The organism is Limnochorda pilosa (assembly GCF_001544015.1).
In the GTDB taxonomy this organism is placed as follows: Bacteria; Bacillota; Limnochordia; order Limnochordales; family Limnochordaceae; genus Limnochorda; species Limnochorda pilosa.
The window spans coordinates 2,196,871-2,209,866 of record NZ_AP014924.1 but is presented as its reverse complement, the minus strand read 5'-3'; the positions used below and the strand labels follow the sequence as shown (position 1 = coordinate 2,209,866).

The following is a 12,996-nucleotide window of genomic DNA, read 5'->3' as shown; positions in this document are numbered from 1 at the left end:
AAAAGGAGGCTTGAGGAGATGCGCCTCATTCGGGTGCTGTTTACCCTGGTGTGTATCCTGCTGTTGACCGTGCCCACGGTAGGCCGGGCAGCGTCCGATGAGCTCCGACTCTACATCTGGTCGGAGTACATCGATCCTGCCATCATTGAATCGTTCGAGCGGGAAACCGGGATCAAGGTCCTCATCGACCTGTACGAGTCCAACGAGGACATGCTTGCCAAGCTTCAGGCAGGCGGCGTGAGCCAGTATGACGTGGTCGTACCTTCCGATTTCATCGTGCCCATCCTCATCAAACTCGGGTTGCTGCAGCCTCTGGATCACAGCAAGATTCCAAATCTGGAAAACCTCGACCCCCAGTTCCTCAACCCGCCATTCGATCGGGCTAACCGCTACACGGCCGCGTACCAGTGGGGCACCGTGGGCCTGATGTACCGGAGAGACTTGATCACCAGCTTCAAAGGCACGTGGAGTATCCTCTTCGACTCCAAGCAGCAAGTGGGGCCTTTCGTGCTCATCGACTCCCAACGCGAGATGATGGCGATCGCGCTCAAGTACCTCGGCTATTCGGCTAACACCACGGACCCGGCCCAGATCAAGGCTGCCGGAGAGCTGCTGTTGCAAGCCAAGAAAAGCCGATACGCGTTGGGTTTCGAGGGCGGGGTTGGAGGTAAGAACAAGGTGCTTGCCGGGGTCGCGACAGCCGCCGTGGTCTATAATGGTGACGCCATCCGGGCCACGGAGGAGGACCCCAACGTGGCCTTTGTCGTACCGGACGAGGGCTCCGTCATCTGGGTGGATTCGCTGGCCGTCCCGGCTCGTGCCCCCAACCCTGCGGCCGCTCACAAGTTCATCAACTTCATCCTGGACCCCCGGATCGGTGCGCAGCTTTCCAACTTCAACCGCTACGCCACGCCGAACGCTGCATCGCTGCCCATGATCAATCCCGAAGATCGGAGCAACTCGGCCATCTATCCCAGCCCTGAGGTCATGAAGAAGCTCGAGTACATCCTGGACCTGGGTAAGGATCTGCGGCTCTACGACGAGGTCTGGACCATGGTGAAGTCGCGCTAGCGAGGTGAGCGACAAATGGAACGCGATCAGCTCCTGAAAGAGACCGGCTACGTGCTTGGCTTGATCCACAAGGACCGGTTGAGCCCCGATGAACAGGAGCATGTGGTTCAGGAAGTCGTCCGACTTTGGAAAGATCACGTAAACGAGGGCTTCCTGCAATACCGCAAATCCGTCTCCGATGACTATACCGCGGTGGAATGGAGCGACGAACTCGGCGGAACGGTCTTCTACGACGCCCGCGGGCGGGAGTACATCGACTGCCTGGGAGGTTTCGGTATCTACAGCGCCGGTCACCGCCATCCCAAGGTTCTACAGGCTGTCAGGGCGCAGTTGGAGAAGCAGGCTATCCACTCCCAAGAACTCCTCGATCCCCTACGAACCTATCTGGCCCGCCTGCTGAGCCTGATCACGCCAGGCAAACTGCAATACGCTTTCCTGACGAACTCTGGTACCGAAAGCGTGGAGGCGTGCCTGAAGATGGCCGTCCTGACCACTGGCCGGCATCGTTTTGTTGCGGCCACCGGTGCCTTCCATGGCAAGACTCTGGGCGCTTTGTCGGGGACCTCCAAAGCCACTTTCCGCCAGCCTTTTCTGCCGTTGCTGCATTTCACCCACGTGCCCTGGGGAGACGTCCACGGTCTGAAGGCCGTTTTCGAGGGCGCCCGCTTTTCCGGGGACGACGTTGCCGCCGTCGTGCTGGAGCCTATCCAAGGTGAGGGTGGCATTAACGTGCCGCCGGACGGATACCTGCAGGCAGCGCGCGAGCTCTGCGACGCCTACGGCGCGCTGCTCATCTTCGACGAAGTACAAACCGGTATGGGCCGCACCGGCCGATGGTTTGCGTGCGAGCACTGGCGGGTGACGCCCGACCTGATCGCCCTGGGCAAAGGGCTGGGCGGCGGGGTAATGCCGATCGGAGCATGCGTGGGAACCCCCAATACCTGGAAACGCTACATCGAGAACCCCTTTCTGCACACGACCACCTTCGGCGGCAACCCGCTGGCCTGCGCCGCAGCCGTCGCGACCATTCACGTGCTGGCGGAAGAGGATCTCGTCGAAGAGGCCGCTAGGAAAGGGATCCATCTGCTCTCAGGCTTTCAACAGCTCGCGCGGGAGTATCCCGACATCCTGGTCGAGGCAAGGGGCAAAGGGCTGATGATCGGCCTCGAGTTCACCGACCACGCCACGGGATACGCCGTGGCCAGAGGCCTGTTCAACCAGGGGGTGCTCGTTTCTGGAACGTATATCAATTCCAAGGTGATCCGCATGGAACCTCCACTGACCATCAGCCAACGGCAAATGGACGCGGTCCTGGAACGGCTCGAAGCCGCCCTCCGGAGGACGCGTGCCGGGCGGATGGCCACGAGGTAAGGAACACCGGGGCATGGAGACCTTCACCTACGGCAACTTCACTCTCCTCGGGGTGGACCGTACCCCGCGACTGGGTGAGTGACTCGAAAGGAGCGTTTGGGATGGAGCGCAATTGGCAGCTTTGGATAAACGGTCAGCCTGAAACGCCTGCTCGTTCGGAAAGCGAGCTCGTGCTCAACCCAGCCACGGCCGAGCCCATCGCCCGAGTGCCCAAAGGATCCGAGGAGGACGTGGAGCGAGCGGTGCAGGCGGCCCATACGGCGGCCGAAGGCTGGGAGCGCTCCACCCCGGGTGAGCGCAGCCTGGCGATCTGGCGCCTGGCCGACCGCATCGAGGAGCACGGCGAGGAATTGGCACGGCTCGAGTCGCTCAACGTCGGCAAGCCGCTCTCCACTGCCCGTGAAGAGATCCCATTCATCGTCGACAACCTCCGCTTCTTCGCGGGAAGCGCCCGCACCCTGGGGGCTTCGAGCACAGGCGAGTACCTGACGGGCTATACGAGTATGACGCGACGGGAGCCGATAGGGGTGGTGGCCTCCATCGCGCCCTGGAACTATCCGCTCATGATGGCCGCTTGGAAGATCGGACCGGCGCTGGCCGCGGGGAACACCGTGGTGCTTAAGCCGTCGGAGCAAACGCCGCTCACCGCGTTGCGCCTGGCTGAGCTCGCCGCCGACTTCTTTCCTCCCGGCGTGCTCAACGTGATCACGGGGCATGGCGAGCCCGTGGGGGCCGCCCTGGCCGCCCATCCCAAGGTGAGGATGGTTTCCCTTACAGGCGACGTGGCGACCGGCAAGGAGGTAGCCCGGGCGGCGGCCGCCAACCTCAAGCGGGTCCACCTGGAGCTGGGCGGGAAAGCGCCCGTCCTGGTCTTCGACGACGCGGACCTGGAGGCGGTCGTGGAAGGGATAAGGATGGCCGGCTTCACCAACAGCGGGCAGGATTGCACCGCGGCCTGCCGCATATACGCATCCGGCGCCGTCTACGAGCAGGTGGTGGAACGGTTGGCCCGCTCCGTCGCCACCCTGCGGGTGGGCGACCCTCAGGAGGATGGGGTGGAGATGGGCCCGGTGATCACGGAGGAGCACCGCCGGCGCGTGGCCGGTTTTGTGGACCGGGCCCGGAGCGCGGGGCACATGGAGGTGCTGACCGGCGGTAGACCGGCCGAGGGACGAGGCTTCTACTATCTGCCTACAGTGGTGGCGGGCGCGCGCCAGGAGGATGAGATCGTCCGCCGAGAAGTTTTCGGGCCGGTCGTGACGGCCACCCGCTTCACGGACGAGGACGAGGCCATCCGCTGGGCCAACGACACCGAGTATGGTTTGGCCGCCTCGGTCTGGACCGCCCACGCTGAGCGGGCCATGAAGGTCGCGAGGCTGCTCAAGTTCGGCACAGTCTGGGTGAACAGCCACTTCCTCATCACCAGTGAGATGCCCCACGGCGGCTTCAAGCAGTCAGGCTACGGGAAGGACATGTCTGTTTACGCCGTGGAGGAGTATACACAGATCAAGCACGTCATGGTGAAGTCCGGATAGGTGATGTGTGTTGCTAGAGTACATGCTTCGTAGATTGACCGTGGGCGTGGCCGCCGTCCTGACGGTCACCATCGTATTGTTCGCGATCCTCGTCACCGGGATCATCCTCAGCGTCGACAGCAGCTGTACATGAACGACGTCAAGGTGGAACCTGACAGGTAACGTGTCCCCGCACGGAGTCACATGACGGGGGGGAGATCCTTGAAGTATCGGCCGGTGACCGAGGAGATGCAACCGCGGTTCGTCGGGCTCCAGACCTTCATGCAGATGCCGCACAACCGCCAGACCGACGGCGTGGACGTGGCCATCGTGGGATTGCCCTTCGATACGGGCGGGACGTACCGGGTAGGCGCCCGTTTTGGACCGGCAGCGATCCGGGCCGCCTCCCAGATGCTCCACCCATACAACCCTGCGACCGGGGTGGACCTGACCGAACGGCTCTCCGCTGTTGACTACGGAGATCTGCGGGTGGTTCCGGGAGCGGTGGAGCGCTCCCATGCCCTCCTCGCCGATGGGCTGGAGCCGCTCCACCGGAATGGGTTGCGGGTCATCGGGCTCGGCGGAGATCACTCGGTGAGCCTTCCACACCTTCAGGCGGCGGCATCGGTCCACGGTCCGCTCGCGCTCATTCAGTTTGATAGCCACAGCGATCTGTGGGACGAGTTCTGGGGCGAGCGGCGAAACCACGGGACGGTGATCCGGCGGGCGCTTGAGGAGGGGTTTATCGATCCCTCCGCCTCCATCCAGGTGGGGCTCCGCGGATCGCTCTCCAACCGGGCCGAGAGTGCTTTCAGCAGGGAGTTCGGCTTCGCGGTGCTGAGCACCGCGGATCTCCGGCACAGGCCGGGGGCACTCAGGGAGGCGCCGAGAAAGATCCGCGAACGGGTCGGCGAGAGGCGGTCTTTCGTTACCTTTGACGTGGACTTCGTCGACCCCGCTTTCGCACCCGGCACGGGTACCCCTGAGGTGGGGGGCTTCAGCAGCTGGGAGACCCTGGAGCTCCTGCGGGGGCTGAGCGGCATCGAGTTCGTGGGATTCGATGTGGTAGAGGTGATTCCGGCCTACGACCACGCCTCCATCACTGCTCTCTTGGCCGCCACCGTAGTCCACGAAATGCTGGGACTGGTGGCGTGCTCCGAGACCCGCTAGACCGCCGGGAGACTCTGAGATTGACGGGTGTACGCGCGTTTCTGTTCCGGGTGGAGGGTGGTGCTGGAAGAAGGCCTCCGCATTCTGGAGCATGCGCTAAGGTCTAGCCGCTGCCGGGTACGGGCCGCGGCAGTGGCGTCGTGAACGCGCAGGCCCTGCGCTGCAGGAGCCGGTCCGTTTCCGTCTCCGAAGTTCTGGCCCGGGCGCCGTGTCGCGTGCTCGTTCCCGGACACGTTGGCGTGATGGAGGAAGGGGAAAGGGGATCCTCATGGACCGTTACGGCATCTTCGTCGATGGATCGTGGCAGGAGACCGGGGAGTGGGAGGACGTAAGAAACAAGTTCACGGGCGAGGTCCTTGCTCGGGTGAGCGTGGCTTCCAGGGAGGACGTGGCGCGCGCGGTTCGGGCCGCGCGCCTCGCCGCGGACCGCGGTCCGTTGCCCGCCTACCAGCGGTACGAGATCTTGTTGCGTGCGCGAGACCTGCTCACGGAGCGTGTCGAGGACTTTGCCCGGACGATTGCAGCCGAGAGCGGGAAGCCCCTCAAGGAAGCCCGCGTCGAAGTCTCGCGAGCGGTTCAAACCCTCACCCTCTCGGGGGAAGAGGCGAAACGCATTCATGGGGAGGGCGTTCCGGTGGAGGCGGCGCCGGGTGCCGAGAACCGGCTGGCCTTCACGATCCGGGCGCCGGTCGGGGTGGTGTGCGCCATCTCGCCCTTCAACTTCCCTTTGAACCTCGCAGCCCACAAGATCGCACCCGCCCTGGCCGCCGGAAACGCGGTGGTCCACAAGCCGGCCGGCACGACCCCCTTGACGGCGGCGAAGCTCTGCCAGGTACTGGTCGATGCAGGACTGCCCCCTGGGTACCTGAACCTGGTCTTCGGGCCAGGCGCACGGGTCGGCGACTGGCTTCTCGAGGACCCGGAGATCGACATGTATACCTTCACGGGCAGCCCGGCGATCGGCGAGCGGATCAAGGCGAAGAGCGGCCTCCGGCGGGTCACGTTGGAGCTGGGAAACAACTCGGCGGTGATCGTCCACAAGGACGCCGAACTGGCAACGGCCGCCCGACTCTCGGCCGCGAGGGCCTTCGCGAATGCGGGCCAGGTCTGCATCTCCGTGCAGCGGATCTACGTTCAGAAAGACATCCTGGACGCCTTCTCCGATGAGCTGGTCCGCGCGACGCAGGCCTTGAAGGTGGGGGATCCACTCGATCCCGGCACCGACGTCGGGCCCATGATCAGTGAGGCTGAAGCGGCCCGGGCGGAGGACTGGGTCCATGAGGCCGTGGAAGGAGGCGCGAAACTCCTCACGGGAGGGACTCGAGAGGGTCCCCTCTTCCAGCCGACCGTCCTGGCAGACGTCCACGCGAGCATGAAGGTCGTCTGCAACGAGGTTTTCGCTCCTGTGGTCACGGTGATTCGTTATGATACCATCGACGAGGCCATCGAGGCGGTGAACGACTCGCACTACGGCCTTCAGGCAGGCATCTTCACCGAGTCGTTGGAGGTCGCCATGGAAGCGGCCAGGAGGATCCGGGTGGGCGGCGTGATGGTGAACGACACCTCCTCCTTCCGCGCCGACCTCATGCCCTACGGCGGCGTCAAAGGCAGTGGCATGGGCCGAGAGGGCCCGAAGTACGCCGTGGAAGAGATGACGGACCTGAAGGTGATCGTGCTGAACTTGAAGGGAGCGAGGTGACACGCCCGGCGCGCGACGCCGGGCTATTCCGCCCCCTGAGCGTTGGGCAAGCCCTCATCCAGCGCCATCTTGCCGGGGTTCATGAGGTTCTTCGGGTCCAGCGTCCGCTTCAGCAGGCGCTTGACCTCGACTACCTTGGGCGGCCGGGGGGAGGGAGGAGTTTCCCGCGCTGTGGAGAAATAACCTCCGTGTAAACGTTTATGTAACCGATTAAACGCCGCAGAAGGGGGGCTAGAGGACTGCCGACGGGCAAGGGATCTAGGGCTCAACGCCAAGCCAGGAGGATGAAAGGATGACCCGGGTTGTCGGAGCTTGAGAGGTCGCAACTGTTCAAGAAGGTGTATGGATCCATCGCGGTCGCCAACATCGGTTCGGCCATGGGGGCCGCGGTGGAATGGGTGAGCGTCCCTGGGGGTGGCTGGAAGGCCATCGAGGAGGAACTCGGGTGGGTGGAGACCTTTCTCCCCTGGATGCAGAAAGAGCGGGACGTGCGCTACTGGAACAACAGCCCTCGCCTTCGCTACCTGCATATGGACATGCCTCCAGGTATGACCGAGGATGGAGCCGAGATCCGGTATCTGCTCGCCCTGGCCATCGTGGAGAAAGGCGACCGCGTCACGGTCGACGATCTGGCAGAGGTGTGGAAACGGCACATCAAGCGTGAGGATATCGGGCGTCTTGTCAATCCCCACATCAAGATCCACATGGACCGCCTCACCGCCGGGGATGAGAACACCCGGATCCCGCCTCGCCTGATCGGATCCCTCACCCCCTGGCCGGGCCTGGTGGACGCGCCCCACATGATCGGCCCCATCGGCATCATCAACGCCTGCGATCCGTTCCAGGCCTCTATGGATGCGGCCGAGGTCTCCTTCCTCTTGCAGCCGCCGGCCAGCGGAGGGGTCGAGGCCAGCCGGATGATCGCGGCTGCCACGGCCGAGGCCTTTCGGCCAGGGGCAACGGTGGAGTCTGTCGTGGAGGCGGCCCGGAAGTACGTGTCGCTTCACACCAGGGAGATCTTGGACGAGACCCTTGAGATCGCGCAGCAGCACCCGGATATCCGAGAGATCCGAGAGCCCATTCGCCGGCACTTCATGCCGACCTATCCCTACGCCGACGCCGTGGAAACGGCAGCGGAAGCTCTCGCCCTCTTCGTCATCACCAAGGGCGAGGTCCGGGAGGGTATGATCGGCGCGACGAACCTTGGTCGGGACACCGATTGCATTGGGGGGATGCTTGGAGCCATCTGCGGGGCCTTTAAGGGCATCGACAACGTGCCCAACGAGTGGATGGAGGTCGTACAGCAGGCGATCGACGCCAACCCGTACACGGTGCAGAAGTTGTCCATGCGGGACCTCTCCATTCGGTTGACCCAGACACTGTTGACCCGCAGGGACGCCATGCGACAGCGCATCGGGGAGATCGAGCAACTTGAGCAGGAGCAGTGACCCAACCAGGTTGCAGACACATCGACCCAAGAAGGAGGGGCAGTAGATCATGCAACGCGTGAGAAGGGCTTCCAAGAGAGTGACCCGCTTCATAAGCGTGACCCTTCTGGCGGCCATGCTGGTGGTGACGGCCTCTGGACTCGCACAGGCAAAGACCATCACCATCCGTCTGCCGCACTGCTGTGCCGTAGACAGCCACTTCGACGTGGGAGCCACGAAGTTCGCCGAGATTCTCGAGGAGAAAACGGACGGTCAGCTGCAGGTGAGGGTGTTCCCGGGTGGCCAGCTCGGCCAGGAGACGGAGGTGATCCAGGGCGTCCAGAACGGGATCATCGAGATGACTTTCATCGGTCACGACCCGCTGGCGCAGTTCGCCCCGATCACCACTCTGTTGAGCTTGCCCTACCTGTTCCGGGACCACGAGCACGCCTTCCGCGTGCTGGATGGGCCGGTGGGCGATGCGATTGAGCAGCAGTTGGCGAGCAAGAACCTGCTGGTCCTGGGCTGGGGGAACAACGGTGCTCGGGTGTACACCAACAGCCAGCGGCCCATCGAGCGACCCGAGGACCTTCGCGGCCTGAAGATCCGTAGCCCGGAGAACCCGGTGAACCTAGCCATCACCAAGGCCATGGGCGGTACGGCGGTGGCCATACCCTACGGCGAGGTGTATACGGCCCTGCAGCAGGGCACCATCGACGGCCAGGAGAACGCCGTGATCAACATCTACCCTGCCCGGTTGCAGGAAGTGCAGAAGTACATGTCGATGACCAACCACCTGCTCTCCTTTACGGTACTGGTGGTCAACAAGCGGTTCTTCGACTCACTGTCACCGGATCTGCAGGCCGCCGTACGCTCCGCGGCAGCCGAGGCCCTGGAGTACCAGCGCAGGTACGTCGAGGAAGTCACCTCTGACCTCATCCAGAAGATGGAGGCAGAGGGGGTCCAGGTGAACTGGCCGGACCTGGAGCCCTTCCGTAAGGCCACCCGGTCGGTCCACGACGGGTACATCGGCAAGAAGTTCAGTCGCGAACTGTACGAGACCTTGCTTCAGACACCCTAGCTCCGGGAACACGGGTTGGGTCTGGAGGGCGAAGGAGGGCGCGCGGACACATGAACACGGTGATGCAGAAGATCGAAGAAATGGTCCAGGGGATCGTCGCGGGCCTGACGGGCTTGCTTGTCGCTGTAGTCTCCGCAAACGTGTTCGCGCGCTACGTCCTTCAGTCCGGTATGCTCTGGGCTGAAGAGGTGAGCCGGATCGCCTTCGTTTGGGTCGTCTTCCTGGGCGCCTTCGTGGCCCTCACGCGCAACGGCCACCTGTCGATCACCTTCGTGACTGACCGATTGCCCGCTCGGTACGTAGGGCTCTGGCGGGTAGGGGGCAGCCTACTAACCGCGGTCTTCCTCGGGGTGATGGCCTACAACGGGGCCCTCCTCGTCCAGCAGACGCTGGGCTTTGGCCGCACCACCCCGATCCTCGGGATCTCGGCGGCCTGGGGCTACCTGAGCGTCCCCGTTTCGTGCTTACTAATGCTCCTTAAGATCATCCAGCTCCTGCTTACAGACCAACAGACCCCAGGCCAGCAGTAGACGAGGAGGGTGGATAACGATATGGCCTTGGCTGTTCTCCTGACGACCTTCCTTGTGCTCTTGGCGGTGCGGATCCCCATCGCGTTCGCCCTCGGACTGACCTCCTTGGCCTACGTGGTCTTGTTCGTACCCGGGATCTCGTTGACCGTCCTCACCCAGCAGATGTTTGCCGGGGCAGACTCGTTCACCCTGACGGCCATTCCCTTTTTCGTGCTGGCCGGCGAGCTGATGAATGCCGGGGGGGTTGCCCGCCGCCTGGTGCAGTTCTCGAAGACGCTCGTGGGCCACTTCACCGGCGGGGTCGGGGTGGTGGCGCTGTTCTCGAGCATGATCTTCGCCAGCTTCTCAGGCTCGGCCGTAGCCAACGCCGTCGGCACCGGGACCGTCACCATACCTGCGATGATCCGGACGGGGTATACGCGGGGGCTGGCCGCAGCTGTTGAATCCTCTTCGAGCAGCCTTGGTGCCATTATCCCGCCCAGCATCCCCATGGTCGTCTACGGCGCCCTGGCCGGTGTTTCTATCGGCGGGCTGTTCGTGGCCGGCTATGTTCCTGGCATCATCTTTGGCCTGGGCTTGGCCCTCATCATCCGGTTGCGGGCGAAGCAACTGGGGATACCGGTGGAGAAAAGGGCCTCGCGGCGGGAGCTGCTGGCCTCCCTGAAGGAGTCGGCTCTGGCCCTCCTGACCCCGATCATCATCATGGGTGGAATCCTGGGCGGTGTCATGACACCCACCGAGGCCGGGGCCGTCGGTGCTCTCTACACGCTCTTCGTCGCCGTAGTGATCTACCGCGAGCTTGCCCTTCGGGATCTTCCCCGGGTGTTGGTGAACACGGCCGCTACCACTGGGGTGGTCATGCTGGTAATGACGATTGCCTCGGTCTTCAGTTGGATCATGGCCTATGAGATGATCCCCGCGACCCTGGCCCAGAGCCTGCTGGCCACTATTGGCCGGCCGTGGCTGCTGATGATCGTGCTGGTCTTGGTGATGCTCGCGATAGGGACCTTCATCGACACCCTGTCTGCAATCATCATCCTGACGCCCGTGATCATTCCCATCGCAAGCACCGCGGGGGTGGACCCGCTCTTCCTCGGGCTCATCATCACAACGGCCTTGACCTTCGGGGTGCTGACTCCCCCCGTCGGTACCGTGCTTTTCGTGACATCCAGTATCGCGGGGACCACCATCGAGGAGACCGCGAAGGCCGTGTTGCCCTTCGTGGCCATCCTCGTCGGGGGGACCTTGCTGCTGGCTGTATCGCCGCAGGTTGCGCTCTGGTTACCAAGGCTTCTCGGGTTCTAGCTGCGATCGCGGCTGTTCTGCCGAGGCGATTCGCCAGGGGCGGCCCTCGTCACGAACCTGTACCTGGAGGCCAAGGCGCACGGCGAGGGATCGAACGGTAATCAGGCCATGTTCCGCGTCTACGATCGCCTGGCGAATCAGCAGCGGGCCTAGGCAACAGATCCTGTGGCGCGAGGGCCTATCAGGGAAGGGTCGATGATGGTGAAGAGGAACGTGACGCGCCGGCACGCCACGATTCGGGACGTCGCCCTTCGGGCGGACACGTCGACGGCCACCGTTTCTCGAGTGCTGAACGATACCGGATTCGTGAGCGAGGACCTCCGTGACCGTGTGCTTCGGGCCGCTGCGGACCTGGGCTACACACCGAACTACGTCGCCCGGAGCCTGAAGAAGCAGGCCACCCATACGGTGGGTGTTCTGATCACGGACATCACCAACCAGTTCTATGCCTCACTGGTTCGGGGTATTGAGGATGTCCTCGCCACGCACCGATATCACGCCCTTCTCTCGAATACGGACCACGATCCGACGAAGGAGGCGGAGCACTGCCGTCTGATGTGCGAGAAACGGGTGGAGGGTGTCATCATCTCGGCCGCGGGCCAGCAGGTGGACCACCTCCAACTGCTTCGCGACCACGGCATTCCGTGGGTTTTCGTCAACCGGAGGCCGAAAGGCTGTGGTGGACCGGCCATTCTGACGGACAACCGCGCGGGAGCCTACGAGGCCACGATGCACCTGATCCACCTCGGACATCGACGCATCGGCGTCATCGCGGGCCCGCAGGACATCAACACGGGCATCGACCGCCTGGAAGGTTACCGGGAGGCGATGGGCACCGCGGGCCTGCCCGTTCAGGAGGACTGGATCGCCTACGGCGCCTTCCGCGAAGACGGTGGGTACCGGGCGACCCTCCAGCTGCTGGATCTGCAGAAAGATCGACGCCCGACGGCGCTCTTCGCGTGTAACAACAAGATGACCGTCGGGGTATGGAAGGCCCTGGCCGACCGTGGGGTCCGAATCCCTCAGGAGATGGCCTTGGTCGGCTTTGACGAGAGCGAGTGGGCGCGGATGGTCGTTCCCCCACTCACCACGCTGGCTCAGAGGACTTACGAAATGGGGAGGGCCGCCGCAAAAGGCATCCTGCAGGGCATTGCGCGTGGCGGGGAGGCGTTCGATTCGACGGTGGCGAGGGACGTGTACCTGAAGCCGCAGCTCATCATCCGCCAATCGTGCGGGTCCAGCAGTACGGAGGGTGCGCCTCGGGTCGTGCCTTCGACGAGTGAGAGCCTGTGAAGGCGCTCGGACGGGGGCGACCCTCACCGAAATGGAGGTATAGGCGATGAGATTGGTCGTTGGTGGGGACCACGCGGGTTACCCCTTGAAGCGCAAGATGGTGGAGATGCTCCGTTCCTGGGGACACGACGTGACGGATGTGGGAACCCACAGCCAAGACCCGGTGGACTTCCCCGACATCGCTGAGGAACTCTGCGAGATGATCCGTACCGGCCAGGCGGAGCGCGGGATCATGATCTGCGGGACAGGCGTGGGAGCCTCCATCGCGGCCAACAAGTTTCCGGGGATTCGTGCCGCCCTCTGCCACGACATCTACTGCGCGCACCAGTCCGTAGAGCACGATGACGCCAACGTGATGTGCCTGGGTGCGTGGGTGGTGGGGGAGAAGCTCGCCTACGACCTCGTTCAAGCCTACCTCAACGCCCGGCACAGTCAAGAGAACGAGTTCCAGAGACGGGTGGCCAAGCTAGCCGAGATCGAGAAGCGCTACGGCGGTGCGTGAGGACGCTGGGGCCGGGGCAAGGCTCGGACCGAG

11 protein-coding genes and 1 pseudogene are annotated in these 12,996 nt (G+C 63.7%); all 12 read left to right on the top strand.

What is annotated here, in order from left to right; all coding sequences use genetic code 11:
• Positions 1 to 18: 18 nt before the first annotated feature.
• The 12 genes and pseudogenes from LIP_RS09765 to rpiB all read left to right on the top strand — a co-directional run bounded on the left by LIP_RS09765 (position 19) and on the right by rpiB (position 12,963).
• On the top strand, positions 19 to 1,071 hold the full coding sequence (locus LIP_RS09765) for a polyamine ABC transporter substrate-binding protein (protein WP_173652454.1): 1,053 nt from the start codon (positions 19 to 21) through the stop codon (positions 1,069 to 1,071).
• A gap of 15 nt (positions 1,072 to 1,086) precedes the next feature.
• Entirely contained in the window at positions 1,087 to 2,442 is a 1,356-nt protein-coding gene (locus tag LIP_RS09760; protein ID WP_068137502.1) for a putrescine aminotransferase, read from the top strand.
• Positions 2,443 to 2,543: 101 nt separating this feature from the next.
• Complete coding sequence (locus LIP_RS09755) at positions 2,544 to 3,977, top strand: gamma-aminobutyraldehyde dehydrogenase (RefSeq protein ID WP_068137497.1); 1,434 nt, start codon at positions 2,544 to 2,546, stop codon at positions 3,975 to 3,977.
• A 201-nt stretch (positions 3,978 to 4,178) separates the two neighbouring features.
• Entirely contained in the window at positions 4,179 to 5,126 is a 948-nt protein-coding gene (speB, locus tag LIP_RS09750) for an agmatinase (RefSeq protein WP_198409486.1), read from the top strand.
• A gap of 268 nt (positions 5,127 to 5,394) precedes the next feature.
• Complete coding sequence (locus LIP_RS09745; protein ID WP_068137488.1) at positions 5,395 to 6,825, top strand: aldehyde dehydrogenase family protein; 1,431 nt, start codon at positions 5,395 to 5,397, stop codon at positions 6,823 to 6,825.
• Between the two features lie 302 nt (positions 6,826 to 7,127).
• Positions 7,128 to 8,273: an ADP-ribosylglycohydrolase family protein gene (locus tag LIP_RS09740; protein ID WP_068137486.1), complete on the top strand. Its 1,146-nt coding sequence runs from the start codon at positions 7,128 to 7,130 to the stop codon at positions 8,271 to 8,273.
• A gap of 49 nt (positions 8,274 to 8,322) precedes the next feature.
• A complete protein-coding gene (locus LIP_RS09735; RefSeq protein WP_082726123.1) occupies positions 8,323 to 9,333 on the top strand; it encodes a TRAP transporter substrate-binding protein in 1,011 nt (336 codons plus the stop codon).
• A 50-nt stretch (positions 9,334 to 9,383) separates the two neighbouring features.
• Complete coding sequence (locus LIP_RS09730) at positions 9,384 to 9,863, top strand: TRAP transporter small permease (RefSeq protein ID WP_068137479.1); 480 nt, start codon at positions 9,384 to 9,386, stop codon at positions 9,861 to 9,863.
• Positions 9,864 to 9,884: 21 nt separating this feature from the next.
• On the top strand, positions 9,885 to 11,168 hold the full coding sequence (locus LIP_RS09725) for a TRAP transporter large permease (protein ID WP_068137477.1): 1,284 nt from the start codon (positions 9,885 to 9,887) through the stop codon (positions 11,166 to 11,168).
• Positions 11,169 to 11,201: 33 nt separating this feature from the next.
• A pseudogene (locus tag LIP_RS20530) lies at positions 11,202 to 11,321 on the top strand (NAD(P)-dependent oxidoreductase); the annotation flags it as partial.
• A 42-nt stretch (positions 11,322 to 11,363) separates the two neighbouring features.
• Positions 11,364 to 12,461 carry a LacI family DNA-binding transcriptional regulator gene (locus tag LIP_RS09720; protein WP_082726122.1) on the top strand — a complete coding sequence of 366 codons (1,098 nt, stop codon included), beginning with the start codon at positions 11,364 to 11,366 and terminating at the stop codon, positions 12,459 to 12,461.
• Between the two features lie 46 nt (positions 12,462 to 12,507).
• A complete protein-coding gene (rpiB, locus tag LIP_RS09715; protein ID WP_068137472.1) occupies positions 12,508 to 12,963 on the top strand; it encodes a ribose 5-phosphate isomerase B in 456 nt (151 codons plus the stop codon).
• Positions 12,964 to 12,996: the final 33 nt, after the last annotated feature.

Coding starts and splice junctions, on each gene's coding strand:
- LIP_RS09765 (WP_173652454.1), top strand. CDS start 19: ATGCGCCTCATTCGGGTGCTGTTTACCCTGGTGTGTATCCTGCTGTTG.
- LIP_RS09760 (WP_068137502.1), top strand. CDS start 1,087: ATGGAACGCGATCAGCTCCTGAAAGAGACCGGCTACGTGCTTGGCTTG.
- LIP_RS09755 (WP_068137497.1), top strand. CDS start 2,544: ATGGAGCGCAATTGGCAGCTTTGGATAAACGGTCAGCCTGAAACGCCT.
- LIP_RS09745 (WP_068137488.1), top strand. CDS start 5,395: ATGGACCGTTACGGCATCTTCGTCGATGGATCGTGGCAGGAGACCGGG.
- LIP_RS09735 (WP_082726123.1), top strand. CDS start 8,323: ATGCAACGCGTGAGAAGGGCTTCCAAGAGAGTGACCCGCTTCATAAGC.
- LIP_RS09730 (WP_068137479.1), top strand. CDS start 9,384: ATGAACACGGTGATGCAGAAGATCGAAGAAATGGTCCAGGGGATCGTC.
- LIP_RS09725 (WP_068137477.1), top strand. CDS start 9,885: ATGGCCTTGGCTGTTCTCCTGACGACCTTCCTTGTGCTCTTGGCGGTG.
- LIP_RS09720 (WP_082726122.1), top strand. CDS start 11,364: ATGATGGTGAAGAGGAACGTGACGCGCCGGCACGCCACGATTCGGGAC.
- rpiB (WP_068137472.1), top strand. CDS start 12,508: ATGAGATTGGTCGTTGGTGGGGACCACGCGGGTTACCCCTTGAAGCGC.